The organism is Candidatus Williamhamiltonella defendens, assembly GCF_900699045.1.
In the GTDB taxonomy this organism is placed as follows: domain Bacteria; phylum Pseudomonadota; class Gammaproteobacteria; order Enterobacterales; family Enterobacteriaceae; genus Hamiltonella; species Hamiltonella defensa_A.
Window position 1 is genome coordinate 266832 of record NZ_CAADHL010000001.1, and the last position, 16140, is coordinate 282971.

Consider the following 16140-nt stretch of genomic DNA (forward strand, 5'->3'; position numbering starts at 1 on the left):
AACTTTGTAAAAAACCATCATGCATAATGATAGAGTGAAGAAATCACTTTGCCAAATGATGAACCAATAATAACCCCAATAGCCAAATAAGACATATTACCACACATCGCAAACTCACGAAATTCTTTAATGAAACTCATGCTTTTCTCTTTTTCAACGATTTCAAAAGCCGATCAAAAATGGTTTGTATTACGTTAAATGATGCAATATAAATATATATTTAAATTCATAAAAATGAATATAGAGAGGCGCTACTCAAATTATAGAATCGTTTTATATATTTATGATTCGAATAAAAAATATTTTTATTTTGATAATTCAACTTTCTATTGGGTCAACATCCAAAGACCATCTTATTTTTTCATTGAGTGCTAAAGAAAGCAGCAGAGGATTGCATCTCTTTACAAGCTGTTGTAATTGTTTCCGGGAAGGATGTTGCAATAATAATTGCCACTGAAAACGCCCATTGCGTTTAGAAAACAGGGCAGGAACAGGCCCCATAACCCAAAGATCTGTGTCTTTTAATGATGCTGATTCGAATATGTCACGTACACGTTTCAAAAAAATAGGCGCTTGCTTGTTATCATTGTCCTGACTGCGGATAATAATGTGATAAGTATAAGGAGGTAATAATGCTTTTTCTCTTTCTTCCAACGCTTCTTTAGCAAATGCCTCGTAACCTTTTCCCAGTAACGTTTGTAGTAAAGGATGTTCAGGGTGATGCGTTTGTAAAAATATTTCCCCTGCTTTTTTAGCGCGACCTGCGCGCCCTGCCACTTGAATATAAAGTTGAGAAAAACTTTCTGCTGCACGAAAGTCAGATGAAAATAAAGCCCCATCGACATCTAACAAACCCACCAATGTCACATCAGAAAAATGATGGCCCTTTGATAACATTTGAGTCCCAATGAGAATGCGAGCCCCTCCTTCATGAATATGGGACAAATATTTTTCCAATACGCCTTTTTTTCTCGTGGTATCACGATCAATCCGCGTTATGGGGACATTAGGAAAAAGAGAAAGCAATGTGCTCTCTAGCTGCTCCGTACCCACTCCGACAGGAATAAGATGCGTAGAACCACAGAGAGGACATTGTAATAATAACTGACTCTGCCTATTACAATGATGACAACATAGCTTCTGTGAATTCTGATATAAAGTATAATAATGATCACAGTATAAACATTTAGCAATCCAGCCACATTCATGGCACAGTAAAATGGGGGCATAACCACGACGGTTTAAAAACAACATCACCTGATTATTTGCCTGTAAATGTTGTTGCATCTTTTTTAGTAAAGGCTGACATAAACCCGATGTCAGAGGTAATCCTTTGATATCGATGAATTTATGTTTAATAAATTGCGTCTGAACGGCTTTTTGCGATAAGATCAATTTTTGATATTTTCCAATCTCAATATTACGCAGTGTTTCTAAAGAAGGCGTTGCCGATCCCATCACTATCGGGATATTTTCTTTCTTTGCACGAAATACCGCTAAATCACGAGCATGATAACACCAACCTTCTTGTTGCTTATATGAACCGTCATGCTCTTCATCAATAATAATGATCCCAAGATGTGCAAAAGATGTAAACAACGCGGAACGTGTCCCAATTACTATAGCGATTTCACCACTACTGGCCTTCAGCCAGACCGAGAGTCGTTGCTTATTATTCAAACCCGAATGTAGAACATCAATAGGGACCTTAAAGCGTTCACGAAAACAGGCAACGATCTGCGGTGTTAAACCAATTTCTGGTACCAAAACAAGCGCTTGTCGGCCTTCAATTAGAAGGTTTTCTAATACACGCAGATAGACTTCTGTTTTCCCTGACCCAGTCACTCCCGCTAAAAGCCATACCATAAATTGCTTATTTTGATACTGAATACGTTTTATCGCTTCAATTTGTTCCGAATTAAGTTGTAAACGATTTTCTCCCTTCATCTTTTTAATCTTGCTCCTCCAATCAGAAGATTGGATTTCTTGAGCACAAAGCAAACTCAATCCCTTCTTTTGCAAAGCTTGAAAAGTATTTTGCGTAAAACCTAAGGAATTCAATTCATGATGATAGATAGGACCTTGTAATAATTGATTCAGCGCTTTTTGTTGTTTAGGTGATTTATGTAAAGCATCGATTGAAATAACTTGGCCCTGTTCGGTTGCCACCCAATGTAATACGGGTTCAAATTTTGCTTGTTTCCCTTCCCTTAACAACAAAGGAATCGCATGAAAAAGAACTTCACCGATAAAATAATGATAGTACTGCGATGCCCAATACAGCGTCTGCCAAAGACTCTCTGAAAATAAGCTGTGATCATCTAAAATTGCCTCAATGTTTTTCAATTTTTCCAAAGAAAAAGCGCTGCTTTGACTCAAACCGGTCACGATACCTATCGCCTTTCTATGACCGAAGGGTACTTTGACACGTGCACCTATGGCAGGAGGCGGCATGTTCATCGGTAAACAATAATCAAATGTACGATTTAAAGGAATAGGAAGCGCAATTTTTACAATTAACATCAAAAATGATTTCATTCTTAAGATATTGATTTAATTGAATATAGTGCATGATAAGTCGGAGCTTTTCAATGTAGAGAAAAAGCACATTTAAGAAATATTCTATGCTCAGCATAGATATTGATTTTTATGCTACCATGCGATTGCATAAATTTAATAAGTTATCCACAATACACCAGATAAGGAAAATTTTTCACATTTTTTGTCATTAAAGATATTAACTTTTCCCCCATTTTGGTTCTGTTTTTAACTCATCAAAACATTTCATCAGCTCACTTCCAATAAGGATAAAAAATGAAAAAAGTGTCCGTCATTGCTCAATGTTTAATTAATGAAAAAAGTTTTAATGAAATGTCTGAGGCTGAATCTCGGATAAAGCAAATTTTCGGTTTGCAGTATGCTGATCACTCATTTGATGAGTGGAATACAGAAGTCTCATTATTAAGTGCTAAAAGGTTTATTTCTGTTGTCGCCAACTCTTCTAAAGTTAGGATCAGGGCTCTCATTCAAGAATTATGGCATTATTAATCGTAAACGAATCGCCAATAAATCAATCAATTTTTAAGATAAAACTGTGGTGAAAGAGTCATCTGTCATTGTATATATTCTAAACAACACTCGTTTGAGAAAAATTTAAGAGAAGGCGTTGAAGCTTTTGATAAAAGAAATTAACGGTTGAGGATAAATACCAAATATTAACACCAGTAATGCCGATATACATACTACAATCCATCCGGCTGTGAATGCCCAATCTTTAGGGGTGTCTCGTTGCAATATTGCTGGTGAACTTAAAAATAAACTGACCGTAATACGTAGGTAGTAATACAAAGCTATTACACTTCCAATCACCATAGTCGCCGTCAATACCCATAAATGCGTATTGACTGCTATGAGTAAAAGAAAAAATTTAGCGATAAACCCAATCGTCATTGGGATTCCTGCCAGCGATAATAGCATGATCGTCATAACAGCTGCTAATATAGGCCGATGCCAAAATAAACCACGGTAAGAGAAAAGAGCTTCCGCATCAGCCCCTTTATAAGGACTAGACATTAAACTCACCACTCCGAGTACACCTAAGCTACTGAGTAGATAAGCTACGATATACACAGCCACCCTTTCTAATACTATGGGATCATGATGCAAAGCGATCAAGCCTATCATCAAGTATCCAAAATGCGCGATAGAAGAATATCCTAGTAAACGTTTGATGTTATTTTGAGTAAGTGCCATGAGGTTACCAAAAAATATAGAAGCCACCGCCATACATGATAATGCCGTGTGAAAGCCTGGAACGTTAAACGTAGGCACATACAAAAAGAAGCGCATGACCCCGGCTAAGAGGGCAATTTTAGCAACGGTTCCAAAAAAAGTCGTTACAGGCGCAGGTGCACCTTGATAGACATCTGGAGTCCAGAGTTGAAATGGTGCTAGAGAGAGTTTAAAACCAAACCCTACAAGTATCATTCCCATCCCTGTCAAAATGAGAGGCTGAGAGAAAACATGTTCGTTGAATACATTGCCCAGAGAAGTAAAAGATAACCCGCCTATTTGTGCATACAACAGCGCCATGCCGAATAATAGAAAAGAAGAAGCGGCGGCCGAAAGTAAAAAATATTTGATACTGGCTTCCAGCGAACGATTTTGTTGGTAAGCGTATCCCAATAGGCCAAAAAGCGGCAGTGCAATCAGTTCAATGCCTAAAAAAATCGTGGCTAAATGTTGAGCGCTGACCAAGACTAAGGCGCCCAAGGTAGCGATAAGTAGCAAAAGATAAAACTCTTCACGGTTGTCTGGATAACCATGTAACCAAGGATATGCAAAGGTACAGATTGCTAAGCTCGCCAATATCATTAAGCCACTGTAAAAAATAGAATAACCATTAATACGTAATAAAGGCGTGACGTTAAGTGCATCATGTTGGGAAAAATGGAGTAAACACCAAACTGTATAAACTGAAAATAAAGCGCAATTTAGGCCAATGACGGTGAGGCTGCAATTTAAAAAATGATGACGTCGACAGACAATCGAAAGCATGAGGAGAACGACCGTGCCAGCGACGATTAATATCGGCAAGATTGCCATTAACATTTCACCGGAAAGAGCAGATTGCGAACTTGTTATCATGGCAAAAAGTGACCTTATCAGTGTGAAGTTATTTTTTTAAAAAAATAATTAAAAAATATATCAATTAAATTTAGATTAAAAATAGAGAAAAAACGATTTCTAAATGCTTATTGAATCACATGACCTATTGGTGATGGCCTGTGATAACTTTTCAAATCAGAGCTAGTATCACACAATTCATCTGTTTTTTGTACTTGATTTATTGATCCTCAGACCCAAAAAAACATGAATATTCGGCATAATTTGCTTGATGTAGATTACTAATCTATCTGAATTAAAAATACGAGTTCTTATAAAATAATCAAGACTTTAATTAAAGGATCAAGCCTAATGTTAAACCGAGATCAGTTATTACAACAGCTTGGAATTACACAATGGGTATTAAAACGCCCCTCTGTGTTTCAAGGTGAGATGTTTCTTCAGTTAACGGAAAATATCCGTTTTATCATTGCAGGAGATCCTCTTCCTGCTTATGATGATAATGTAATCAAAGATGTATTGCAGGCGTTACGTTTAGAACCCAATCAAGTGTATTTTTTAATGCCTTTTCAGTTAAACATGTTTCCTAAAAATACTCGTTGCCATAGCTGGCGATTAGGGATAAGAGCATCTCTATCTTTAATAGGGGTTCAATTATACAGCCCAAACTGGGATGATTTTCATCAAAATGGGAAAGCCAAACGCGCTCTTTGGAAGCAAATTTGTGATCATGAAACAGATTTCTATTTTAACTACGGTAGATCTGCCGATGGCATATCAAATTGAGAAAAGAAGTCATACTTTTCCTTGGAGTGAACATATTTTTACCACTATCCAAGGTAAACTTTATTTCAATATTAAATTACATATTCAAAAAGAGATGCTTGGTTTTGCTATCACCCACATTGTTTTGGATGAAGCCACTTTATTTAATTTAGCTGTCGATCCTTTTTATCAGCGCCAAGGATGTGGTTCATTTTTAATGAAATATTTGATCGATTATTTAAGAGGATTGAAGGTGAAGAACCTTTGGCTCGAAGTCCGCATTTCTAATCTGAACGCTATTCGATTATATGCAAAATTCGGCTTTAATGAAGTTTTAATCAAAAAAGAGTATTACCCAAAAAATAGTGGAAACGAAGATGCATTAATCATGGTCTTGCCACTCCTTTTATAAGATCAAAACAGGCCCCAAAGGGGCCTTAAAAATAAATGCATACTGTCTTTTAATTTTTTGGCGCTTTCATATAGCGGAAAAAGTCACTATCAGGATTAAGGATCATGACATCCGTACCATTAAAGCTATTTTCATAAGCCCTTAAGCTTCGGATGAAAGAGTAAAAATCAGGATCTTTACTAAACGCATCTGCAAAAAGCTTAGCAGATGTAGCATCACCTTCACCACGAGTAATACGTGCTTGACGCTCAGCTTCAGCTAAAGTACGGGTGACCTCATAATCTGCTGTGGCTCGTAATTTTTCTGCTTCTTCTTGTCCTTGTGAACGATGACGTCGTGCCACGGCTTCACGCTCTGCGCGCATGCGCCGAAAAATCGCGTCAGAGACTTCTATTGGTAAGTTAATTTGTTTAATACGAACATCCACCACAGCAATCCCTAATGCAGCCATGCTATTGGGGTTTACAGTGACCTTTTGTTTCCCTTTGGTTTCTTGCTCAACCAGTGCTGCTGCAAAAGCAATCGCATCATCTGTACTGGTTTTATCTGTTTCATCATCCGTTGTCCCTGTATTTAAAGCATAACGTACATCAGAGGTCAGCTTACCACGTGAGTCGGTGACAATATCCTTGACATCTAAACGACCAATTTCAGAACGCAGCCGGTCACTAAATTTACGTTTTAATAAAACTTCTGCTTGAGAAACATCTCCGCCACCCGTCGCCAAGTAGTAACGGCTAAAATCACTGATACGCCATTTCAAATAAGAATCCACAATTAGATCTTTTTTCTCTTTAGTGACAAACCGATCCGCTTGGTTATCCATGGTTTGAATACGCGCATCAAGCGTTTTTACCATTTCAATAAATGGGATTTTGAAATGTAATCCTGGTACATAAACTACAGGCTTATTATCAGCATCACGTAGAACTTTACCGAATCGGAGTACTATTCCACGTTGACCTTCTTGAACAACAAACACTGAGGCAAAAAATAGGATCAAGGCCCCAAAAATCATCAATAAAAAAGAGTTGCGCATTGGTATTATCTCCCTACCCGAACGTGGCTGTAACGCTTGGCGTTTTCCATACGTTGCTCATCCACATTCTCTGTACCAGAATTGGTACTGTTCTTTTTTAGACTATTTTTGCTAGAAGCGGATGAATGTAAATTATTTGAATTTCTGATTTGATTAATATTTTTTTTATTTAGCGTGATTTGCCCTTTTAATATTTGATCTAATGGTAATACCATTAAATGATTCCCTTTATCATTAACCATAATTTTTTTGGTATGACTTAACACGTTTTCCATCGTATCAATATATAAACGTTCACGTGTAATTTGAGGCGCAGATTTATATTCAGGTAGAATTTTTTCAAAACCCGCCACTTCACCTTGTGTTTCTAAAACCGTGCGATCTTTATAAGCTTTTGCATCTTCTAAAAGACGCTGAGCCTGACCGTTAGCACGGGGCTGAACTTCGTTAGCATACGCCTCGGCTTCACGAATATACTGTTGTTCATTTTCACGGGCGGCGATAGCATCATCAAAAGCAGCTTTCACTTCTTCCGGTGGGCGGGCTGCTTGAAAGTTAACATCTAATAAGGTAATTCCCATTTTGTAGGGGCGAATGGTTTCTTCCAGCCCACGCTGAGTATCGCTCCGTACTATGGTTCGGCCTTCAGTTAAAATTTTATCCATAGTGTATTTTCCGATAACGCCTCTGACTGCGCTATCCGTTGCTTGACGCAAGCTGTCATCTGGATGGGTAACACTAAAAAGATAAGCCGCAGGATCAGTGACACGATACTGAACGTTCATCTCTATCCGAACGACATTTTCATCAGAGGTTAACATGACACCAGAAGCCGCCAGTTCACGGACAGATTCGACATTAACTGGAGTCACCTTATCGAAAAAAGTAGGGCTCCAGTTTAAACCTGGCTGTACAGTATGATTAAGTTTACCTAAACGGGTGACAACACCACGTTCTGCTTCTTTGACAGTATAAAAACCACTGGCAGACCAACCCACAATGACTGCAAACAGCACGATAATAAAAAAGCGCGGATTAAGTTTTGAATTTTTTGACTCCTTATTGTTAATACTGTTTCTTTTAGTTACTAAATTTAATTTTTGACTCAACTTACGCAACAAATCATTAAGATCGATTGAACTTTTACCTCCCCCATTTTGTTTATTGCTACCTTTATCGCCGCTCCCCCACGGGTCGCGGTCCCGTCCGTTATTCCCGGGCTGATTCCACGCCATGCTTTAACTCCGTTGCTATAATGTAAATTTTTAAAAATCAAGATTGAGCTTCAAGACGCATTCAAAATCTCTTTATTGTTCTCTTATATCTCATAAAAAAATGAACTAACAAGTTAATTTACTCTGTCAATCCAATTTTTTCAGTTCGTTTTTTGATGTTTGAGCCTGGTTCAGAATCATTTTGAACAATTTCAAGAAGCCTGGTTTGGATCCTATAAAACCTTAAGAAAATATATTATCACTACTGCCAGATCATACCACGAGTCGATCAGGCCATTTCATGCTCACAAAGATGACGCTATTTAAATATCGGTATTCGTATCTTGTAATGATACCTATGTTTCGTTTTTTCGTGATCATTATTTTCAATCGCCTTTAGCTGATGCAAAAGACGTTGAAGGCGGCCTATTAGGGGATGATATTCATCACCATTAAACAAAGGCCTAACCTCTTAAATAAAAGAGGTAATAAAAAGGGCAATCAGGAAGAGAATTTTTCTATTTTATTTTAAAAATTTGTGCAAACCCTACATGATAAAAAATCATTAACTTCCATCATCTTTCGGTTTTTGAAGCGGGTGAGCGTGATTAGGTGAACAGAATGATATAGCACGAGAAGGAACAACAGTCGAAACAGCATGTTTATAAATGACCTGACAGATCGTATTTTTTAAAGAAGAGGAGGTACTTTTTAATAAAATGACAAATTGATCAAACGACTCAATTTCGCCTTGCAATTTAATACCATTAATTAAATAGATAGAAACGGAAATTTTTTGTTTACGTAGTGCATTCAAGAAAGGATCTTGCAAAGATTGCCCCTTAGCCATTTTTTTATTCCTTAATTTGTTTGTTGTTTTAAAAAAAATTACGAGGGAAAAACTGCTTTAATTGTACACAATCATGAAATCTATGCACTACTAATAGATTAAATTATTCCTTTCGATAATTTCTGGAAATTAATTTTGATCACTTTTACTTTTTATCTCTTTAACAAAGATTTAAATTTTTTTAAAAATGCTTCAGGCTGATCGCTGTCCAGCCAGTACAAATTTTTCCATCGACGTAACCAAGTCATTTGCCTTTTTGCTAATTGACGTGTTGCACAAACACCACGATAAATCATCTCTTTATAATCGATTTCACCCGAGAGATAAGACCACATTTGTCGATAACCCACAGAACGAATCGCAGGTAAATCAGCATATAGATCGCCACGCATAAATAAGCGTGAGACTTCTTCAATAAAACCACCTGAAATCATTTTCTGAAAACGTAGTTCAATTCGGTGATGTAACTGTTCTCTAGAATGTGGAATTAGACCAAAATGATATACTTGGTAAGGCAAGCGACTACCTGAAATCTTTATGAGCTCTGTTAACGTTTTACCTGAAATGAAAAAAACTTCCAGTGCTCTAATCACTCTTTGTACGTCATTAAAATGAATACGTTCGGCTGCAACAGGATCAATTACAGATAATTGTGCATATAAAGAAGTATTTCCATATTTTAATACGTGATTTTGAATGTCTTGACGCAAGTTGGGATCAGGAGAAGGTAAAGGGGACAGACCCTGTAAGAGCGCCTTAAAATAGAGCATTGTTCCTCCCACCAGCAATGGGATTCGCCCTGCTAATGTTATTTCGGACATGAGTTTAAGTGCATCTTTCTGGAAAAAAGCCGCTGAATAACTTTCAGAAGGATCACGTATGTCGATTAAATGATGTGGTATTTTTCTGATCTCTTCTGCAGTCGGCTTCGCCGTACCGATATCCATACCACGGTAAATTAACGCTGAATCAACACTAATTAGTTCGACAGGAAGATATTGAGACAAGGCAATCGCCAAAGCGGTTTTGCCTGAAGTTGTTGGCCCCATAATAAAAATAGCAGGGGGTAAGGTGATTAGTTCAGTTTTTTCCATGGGTTAACCTAGCCAATGCAGGCTGCATATCTATCAATTGTAAAAGTTTTTCAGAGGGATCTTTAATCGATTCAACGCAAAAACGTTCAAAATCTGTTAACAATTGAATTGCTTGTGAGACACTCCATTCATGATGCCAAGCGTCAAATTGAGAAGACAACCAATCGGCAAGATGCTCCGGCAGGAGGGTTTCATGCTTCGACAAATAGGCCAATAATTTGGGAATGAGCTTTTGCAAATTATGAGTACGTAATTCTAAAGAAATCCCGCGTAGCAGGGCTGAATTTTTTTCTATGACTAGATCAACGCCCATTACAGTCAGTAAATTTTGATGGCGCTCCCAAGCCATTATTGCTATTTTCTCTAATTTAAATTTGAGAGGGATGAGCATAGGATGTATTCGTGATCTTTCAGACGGGGGCGTTAAAAATGCTTTTTTTAGCAAGCGTTCTGCTTCAGGCAATGACAATAAAGTAATATTATTTTGATATTCTATCAGTGCATAGCAGGATGAAAAAATACCGAGCACTCGCCCAAAATAATTCGAATTGATATCCCTTACGACCCCTTTTTTAAAAGGGGCCTTCTCCTGCTCGGTTTGTACGGACTCATAAAATGACAAAGAAGCTTCACAAGCCTGTTGTTTTAAAAACCAATTTTTACTCAATTCCCTATCAAATTCAGCATAATGATTTCTCCCTTCTGCTGAGCAATTTTGGTTGGGTATTGGTGCAATTTCTTCCATATTAATAGGGGGGGCAAAAAATGAATCTGTTGAATGATTTAAAGCTGTTGTAATAGCTTGATAAATAAAATCATGAACTAGCCTCGTTTGATGAAAACGAACTTCCTGTTTTGCCGGATGAACATTCACATCGACTTGACAAGGATTCATATCGAGATAAAGAACGTAACTCGGGGTATTAGACCCTGTTGAAATCGTTTCATAGGCTTGACGAACGGCATGATTCACCACTCGATCACGAATAATACGATGATTGATATAAAAATACTGAATATCATTTATTTTAGGGCTGTAAGGATCCGATATCCAACCTTTTACACTTAAGCCGGTGCTTTTCAAAGAAATCGTGAGCGCATGTTGTAAAAATGAAGCGCCACATAAACGGAGAAGACGCCGTTCTTTTTGTAATGCTGATTGAGCCACGCTGTATTGACGTAATAATTTTCCATTATGCGAGAGATCGATGGCCACATCAAACCTGGATAAAGCCAAGCGCCTGATCACCTCATCAATATGTTGCCATTCTGTTTTCTCTGTTCGCAAAAATTTTCGTCGAGCGGGCGTATTATAAAATAAATTTAAAACCTCGATTGTAGTGCCTACAGGATGTGAAGCCGGCTTTATCGCGACATTCATTTCACGTCCCTCTGTATAGACCTGCCAGGCTTCTTTTTGTTCCAATGTGCGTGAAGTTAACTTTAAACGAGAAACAGAGCTGATGCTCGAAAGGGCTTCTCCACGAAACCCCATAGTCAGAATGTTCTGTAAATCTTTCAGAGAAAAAATTTTATTGGTGGCATGTCTCTCCAGTGCTAAGGAGAGCTCCTCTTTACTGATCCCGTAGCCATTATCATAAATCCGAATCCGTTCGATTCCTCCACGATGAATGTCAATTTCCATTTTTGTGGCGCCGGCATCTAAACTATTTTCAACCAATTCTTTTACTACAGATGCAGGACGTTCTACTACTTCACCTGCGGCGATTTGATTCGCCAGTTCCCTCGATAAAATTTTAATAGGCATAAATACTTTCTTTTTTATATCCTACTCAATTATACAGCCAAGGCTTAGTGTGCCTGCGATCAAACAGGAATCATCATGGTTTTTCCAATTGAAATCACATCAGATTTCATCTGATTGACCTTTTTTATGGCAGAAATAGAAACTTTATATTTTGAAGAAAGACCAAACAAGGTCTCTCCTCTTTTGACTGTATGGCGGATCAGAGAATCTGATACTTTTTGGTGAGTGATTTGTAGGGAATGTGTCAAAAAATAATGTCTTATTCCTTTGTAAAGAGCTTGAGCTATTTTTTTTTGATGCCTGTCTGTATCCAGCAGTTTTTCCTCAGATAGATGGCTAATAAAGCCCGTTTCTACTAACAGTGAAGGAATATCAGGTGACCTTAAAACGCCAAAACTAGCGTTTTCTGGATTAGATTTATGTATAAACCCTATTTTCTGTAATTCTTTTAATAAATCTAACGCAACCTTGTAGCTTACTCGTTGTGAGTGCGAAAACTGCAAATCGAGCACTGTGGTACTCAAATAAGGATTGGCCTTTTTATTTGACAGCACACGGCCTGCACCACCTAGTAATTCAGACTGTTTTTCATGTTGCTCAAGCCAACGTCCCATTTCAGTCTCAGCTCGGCGATAAGATAATAACCAAACCGAGGCGCCTCGCACCTTACGATTAGGGGCGGCATCAGCATGTATAGAGATCAATAAATTGACTTTGTGTGCACGGGCAATATCCAAACGCGCGATCACCGAAATAAAATCATCTCCATTACGTGTCAAAATGGCTTTAAACATAGAATCTTTATTCATCAAAAGCGCCAGATGACGCGCTACGTTTAGAGTCAACTGTTTTTCTTGAAGACCATGCTGACCTGTCGCACCAGGATCCTGGCCTCCGTGTCCTGCATCAATAGCAATGACCACCGGATTAAATATTTTTGCAGTAATTCTTTTTATTTTTGTTTTTGCATAAGCAGGGTTAAATGAAGATATGATCAACAGCAAAAAAATAGTCATGTTGAATAAGACAGAAAAAAAAACAGATCTGATCGTCTGAATAACTAATGTCATCTCAATATTCCAGTAACATCATTTTTGGGGTTTTGCAAGAGATCTATGAAATGCTTTAGTGAATCTACGCCTTGATCGGAGAGGGCGACGAGTTGCACATCTCGTTTTTTCTCTTGATACATAAAATGCAGCTCAAGATCGGCTTTAGGTAAAACAGAAATCCCTTTATCTGGCCATTCTATTAGGCAAATCGTTTGCTCGTTAAAATAATCACGTATTCCTATCCATTCTAACTCTTGCGGATCTGAGACACGATACAAATCGAAATGATGAATCGTTTTTGAAAATAATGAATAAGATTCCACTAAGGTATAAGTCGGGCTTTTGACTTTTCCTGTATAACCTAAAGCTTGAATAAATCCACGGCTAAAGGTTGTTTTTCCGGCCCCTAAATCTCCAAATAAAGAGATTACAATCGCGTTATGACAAGAAGCAGCAGCCAACATGGCCCCTAATTTTAGGGTGGCCTTCTCGTCTATTAAAGATAAAAAATATTCTTTCATTTTGAGTCGTTACTCAGATTGCTTGATAAGCATAGAACATAAACTCAACAAACCGGGGCCACCCTAAAAATTCCCTTTGCAGAATCAAAGTTTATAAGCGTTACAAATTTGATATTCCCATGTTAATTCGCCGAATTTATTAATCTAAAACACACCATATCCTATCCGATTTTTCCTTTAAATTGACACTTTTGCACATATGTCATTGTCCCTTTCACTGCCTCGCAAGGATATACTCTTCATGCAGATCCAAAACAATAGGCGTGCCAGGCATTAACTGACCTGATAGTATTTGCTGTGCTAAAGGATTTTCAATTTCTTGTTGAATAGCCCGTTTTAAAGGTCTGGCACCATAGACAGGGTCGTATCCTTGTTTAGTTACAAAAGCCATCGCAGTTGAAGTAATACTCGCTGTATAACCTTTTTCTTCGAGGCGTTGATATAACTGCTTAAGCTGAATTTGCGCGATAGACTCCAGATGCTGTGCTTCTAATGGATGGAATACCACGACTTCATCAATCCTGTTAATAAACTCAGGACGAAAGTAACGCTGGACCTCGTCCATCACCGATTTTTTCATGTTGCTATAATCGGCTCGAGCACAGCGTTCCTGAATCAGATCAGATCCTAGATTTGAGGTCATGATAATAACCGTGTTCTTAAAATCGACTGTTCTACCTTTCCCATCTGTTAATCGTCCGTCATCGAGTACCTGTAATAAAATGTTAAATACGTCCTTATGGGATTTTTCAACTTCATCGAGCAATACTACAGAATAAGGGCGGCGACGAACCGCTTCGGTTAAATACCCCCCTTCTTCATATCCCACATATCCTGGGGGTGCACCCAACAAACGAGATACCGTATGTTTTTCCATAAATTCCGACATATCGATACGCACCATGGCGTCTTTGCTGGAAAATAAAAAATACGCTAAAGCTTTGCATAATTCTGTTTTCCCTACGCCTGTCGGGCCCAAAAATAAAAACGAGCCGATCGGGCGGTTAGGATCCGATAAACCCGCCCGACTACGTCGTAACGCATTCGACACTGCAATGACCGCTTCATTCTGTCCTATCACCTGTTGATGTAAATTCTCTTCCATCCGTAATAGTTTTTCACGCTCGCTTTCTAACATCCGATCAATAGGAATCCCTGTCCAACGTGCCAGCACCTCTGCAATTTCAATATCGGTCACTCGATTGCGTAATAATTTCATGCTGCCCATTTCTTTCTCTGTCGCCGCTTGCAACTGCTTCTCTAATTCGGGAATTTTGCCATATTGCATCTCCGACATTTTTGCTAAATTCGATACCCGTCTCGCTTGTTCCAATGTGATTTTCGCTTCTTCGAGTTGTGTCTTAATATGTTGAGTCCCTGTCAAAGATGCTTTTTCAGCTTTCCATGCTTCTTCCAGTTCAGAATATTGTCTTTCTTTTTTTTCTAGTTCCTGATTAAGCATTTTCAGTCGTTTTTTACTGGCTTCATCCTGCTCTTTATTTAAAGCTTGCTGTTCCAGTTTTAATTGAATAATCCGACGCTCTAATTTATCCAATGCTTCAGGTTTTGAATCTATTTGCATACGAATGCTAGCCGCCGCTTCATCAATCAAATCGATGGCTTTATCCGGTAATTGACGATCTGCGATATAGCGTTGAGACAAACTCGCTGCGGCCACAATAGCAGGATCGGTGATCTGGACATGATGATGTAATTCATAACGCTCTTTCAGACCTCTCAAAATCGCGATGGTGTCTTCTACCGTCGGCTCGGCCACATACACTTTTTGAAAACGGCGCTCTAAGGCCGGATCTTTTTCGATATATTTCCGATATTCGTCTAAAGTTGTTGCCCCAACACAATGCAGTTCTCCTCTTGCCAAAGCGGGTTTAAACATATTCCCTGCATCCATTGCGCCTTCTGCTTTACCCGCGCCAACCATGGTGTGCAATTCATCGATAAACAAGATTACGCTTCCTCCTTGTTTCGATAAATCTTTAAGCACACCCTTGAGCCGTTCTTCAAACTCCCCCCGATATTTCGCCCCTGCCAATAATGCTCCCATATCAAGCGACAGTATTCGCTTTTTTTTGAGCCCTTCTGGTACTTCTCCATTTACGATCCTCTGCGCCAACCCTTCTACTATGGCAGTTTTCCCAACACCAGGCGCGCCTATCAACACGGGGTTATTTTTCGTACGCCGTTGTAAAACTTGAATAGCCCGACGAATTTCTTCATCTCGACCAATCACCGGATCCAGCTTGCTTTGTTCTGCCCGCTCAGTGAGGTCAATCGTAAATTTTTTTAAAGCTTGGCGATAGTCTTCGGCGCCTTGATCATTGACGCTATTCCCTGCACGCAGGCGCTCGATTTCTTTTTTTACGGGTTGTTCTGAAATCCCACAAGATTTCAAAATTTCTTTTAAAGCCCCTCGCTCTTCGAGCGCAGCAAGAATAAACCATTCTGAGGAAATATATTTATCTCCTCTTTGTTGAGCCAACTTATGACAAATATTCAAGATGCGTATAGAAGCATTCGATAATCGCACATCACCCCCAATTCCTTCGACAACAGGTAAAGCGGATAATGCCTTATCAAGCTCTGTATTTAACCGGTTGATATCAACACCTGTTGCGACCAGCAATGGACGGACTGTTCCAGTTTCTTGATTGATCAAGGCTTTCATCATGTGCATAGGCTCGATAAACTGCTGATTCTTACCTAGTGCTAAAGATTGCGCCTCCGAAAAAACGGATTGAAACTGATTGGTAAAATTATCCAAATTCATAATATCCTCTT

At 38.6% G+C, this 16140-nt stretch carries 13 protein-coding genes and 1 pseudogene; 3 read left to right on the top strand and 11 right to left on the bottom strand.

The window, feature by feature from the left end:
- Positions 1-17: 17 nt before the first annotated feature.
- Together CICURV3402_RS07450 and priA are read right to left on the bottom strand one after the other, a co-directional pair.
- Positions 18-140 (bottom strand): MscL family protein, encoded by a 123-nt coding sequence (locus tag CICURV3402_RS07450; RefSeq protein WP_407079045.1) that lies wholly within the window; start codon positions 138-140, stop codon positions 18-20.
- A gap of 178 nt (positions 141-318) precedes the next feature.
- On the bottom strand, positions 319-2523 hold the full coding sequence (gene priA, locus CICURV3402_RS01295; protein WP_158379526.1) for a primosomal protein N': 2205 nt from the start codon (positions 2521-2523) through the stop codon (positions 319-321).
- 291 nt (positions 2524-2814) lie between these two features.
- On the opposite strand from priA, the gene CICURV3402_RS01300 reads away from it, so the two are divergent.
- Positions 2815-3048, top strand: a complete 234-nt coding sequence (locus CICURV3402_RS01300; protein ID WP_012738214.1) for a hypothetical protein — start codon at positions 2815-2817, stop codon at positions 3046-3048.
- Positions 3049-3153: 105 nt separating this feature from the next.
- Here the strand turns inward: CICURV3402_RS01300 and nuoN are convergent, their stop codons facing one another.
- Positions 3154-4647, bottom strand: coding sequence for an NADH-quinone oxidoreductase subunit NuoN (nuoN, locus tag CICURV3402_RS01305; protein ID WP_158379527.1), 1494 nt, complete (start codon positions 4645-4647; stop codon positions 3154-3156).
- Positions 4648-4977: 330 nt separating this feature from the next.
- Between nuoN and CICURV3402_RS01310 the strand changes: the two genes are divergently transcribed.
- Together CICURV3402_RS01310 and rimI are read left to right on the top strand one after the other, a co-directional pair.
- Positions 4978-5412, top strand: coding sequence for a DNA polymerase III subunit psi (locus CICURV3402_RS01310; protein WP_158379528.1), 435 nt, complete (start codon positions 4978-4980; stop codon positions 5410-5412).
- Positions 5357-5803, top strand: a complete 447-nt coding sequence (gene rimI, locus CICURV3402_RS01315; RefSeq protein ID WP_158379529.1) for a ribosomal protein S18-alanine N-acetyltransferase — start codon at positions 5357-5359, stop codon at positions 5801-5803. Before CICURV3402_RS01310 ends, rimI begins: the two co-directional genes overlap by 56 nt.
- A 49-nt stretch (positions 5804-5852) precedes the next feature.
- On the opposite strand, the gene hflC is transcribed toward rimI, so the two are convergent.
- The 8 genes and pseudogenes from hflC to clpB all read right to left on the bottom strand — a co-directional run bounded on the left by hflC (position 5853) and on the right by clpB (position 16129).
- Positions 5853-6842: a protease modulator HflC gene (gene hflC / locus CICURV3402_RS01320; protein ID WP_158379530.1), complete on the bottom strand. Its 990-nt coding sequence runs from the start codon at positions 6840-6842 to the stop codon at positions 5853-5855.
- Between the two features lie 5 nt (positions 6843-6847).
- Positions 6848-8077, bottom strand: coding sequence for an FtsH protease activity modulator HflK (hflK, locus tag CICURV3402_RS01325; protein ID WP_158379531.1), 1230 nt, complete (start codon positions 8075-8077; stop codon positions 6848-6850).
- A gap of 544 nt (positions 8078-8621) precedes the next feature.
- Positions 8622-8906 (bottom strand): RNA chaperone Hfq, encoded by a 285-nt coding sequence (gene hfq, locus CICURV3402_RS01330; RefSeq protein WP_158379532.1) that lies wholly within the window; start codon positions 8904-8906, stop codon positions 8622-8624.
- 152 nt (positions 8907-9058) lie between these two features.
- Complete coding sequence (miaA, locus tag CICURV3402_RS01335; protein ID WP_158379533.1) at positions 9059-10000, bottom strand: tRNA (adenosine(37)-N6)-dimethylallyltransferase MiaA; 942 nt, start codon at positions 9998-10000, stop codon at positions 9059-9061.
- Positions 9987-11768, bottom strand: a complete 1782-nt coding sequence (gene mutL / locus CICURV3402_RS01340) for a DNA mismatch repair endonuclease MutL (protein ID WP_158379534.1) — start codon at positions 11766-11768, stop codon at positions 9987-9989. Before mutL ends, miaA begins: the two co-directional genes overlap by 14 nt.
- A 65-nt stretch (positions 11769-11833) precedes the next feature.
- Positions 11834-12679, bottom strand: a pseudogene (locus CICURV3402_RS01345) (N-acetylmuramoyl-L-alanine amidase); the annotation flags it as partial.
- A 155-nt stretch (positions 12680-12834) separates the two neighbouring features.
- On the bottom strand, positions 12835-13341 hold the full coding sequence (tsaE, locus tag CICURV3402_RS01350) for a tRNA (adenosine(37)-N6)-threonylcarbamoyltransferase complex ATPase subunit type 1 TsaE (protein WP_158379536.1): 507 nt from the start codon (positions 13339-13341) through the stop codon (positions 12835-12837).
- A 214-nt stretch (positions 13342-13555) separates the two neighbouring features.
- On the bottom strand, positions 13556-16129 hold the full coding sequence (clpB, locus tag CICURV3402_RS01355; protein WP_158379537.1) for an ATP-dependent chaperone ClpB: 2574 nt from the start codon (positions 16127-16129) through the stop codon (positions 13556-13558).
- Positions 16130-16140 lie beyond the last annotated feature (11 nt).

Excerpts from the sequence above, each read along its gene's own strand:
- clpB (WP_158379537.1), bottom strand. The coding sequence starts at position 16,129 with ATGAATTTGGATAATTTTACCAATCAGTTTCAATCCGTTTTTTCGGAG.
- CICURV3402_RS01310 (WP_158379528.1), top strand. The coding sequence starts at position 4,978 with ATGTTAAACCGAGATCAGTTATTACAACAGCTTGGAATTACACAATGG.
- mutL (WP_158379534.1), bottom strand. The coding sequence starts at position 11,768 with ATGCCTATTAAAATTTTATCGAGGGAACTGGCGAATCAAATCGCCGCA.
- nuoN (WP_158379527.1), bottom strand. The coding sequence starts at position 4,647 with ATGATAACAAGTTCGCAATCTGCTCTTTCCGGTGAAATGTTAATGGCA.
- hfq (WP_158379532.1), bottom strand. The coding sequence starts at position 8,906 with ATGGCTAAGGGGCAATCTTTGCAAGATCCTTTCTTGAATGCACTACGT.
- hflC (WP_158379530.1), bottom strand. The coding sequence starts at position 6,842 with ATGCGCAACTCTTTTTTATTGATGATTTTTGGGGCCTTGATCCTATTT.
- rimI (WP_158379529.1), top strand. The coding sequence starts at position 5,357 with ATGAAACAGATTTCTATTTTAACTACGGTAGATCTGCCGATGGCATAT.
- hflK (WP_158379531.1), bottom strand. The coding sequence starts at position 8,077 with ATGGCGTGGAATCAGCCCGGGAATAACGGACGGGACCGCGACCCGTGG.
- priA (WP_158379526.1), bottom strand. The coding sequence starts at position 2,523 with ATGTTAATTGTAAAAATTGCGCTTCCTATTCCTTTAAATCGTACATTT.
- miaA (WP_158379533.1), bottom strand. The coding sequence starts at position 10,000 with ATGGAAAAAACTGAACTAATCACCTTACCCCCTGCTATTTTTATTATG.
- tsaE (WP_158379536.1), bottom strand. The coding sequence starts at position 13,341 with ATGAAAGAATATTTTTTATCTTTAATAGACGAGAAGGCCACCCTAAAA.
- CICURV3402_RS01300 (WP_012738214.1), top strand. The coding sequence starts at position 2,815 with ATGAAAAAAGTGTCCGTCATTGCTCAATGTTTAATTAATGAAAAAAGT.
- CICURV3402_RS07450 (WP_407079045.1), bottom strand. The coding sequence starts at position 140 with ATGAGTTTCATTAAAGAATTTCGTGAGTTTGCGATGTGTGGTAATATG.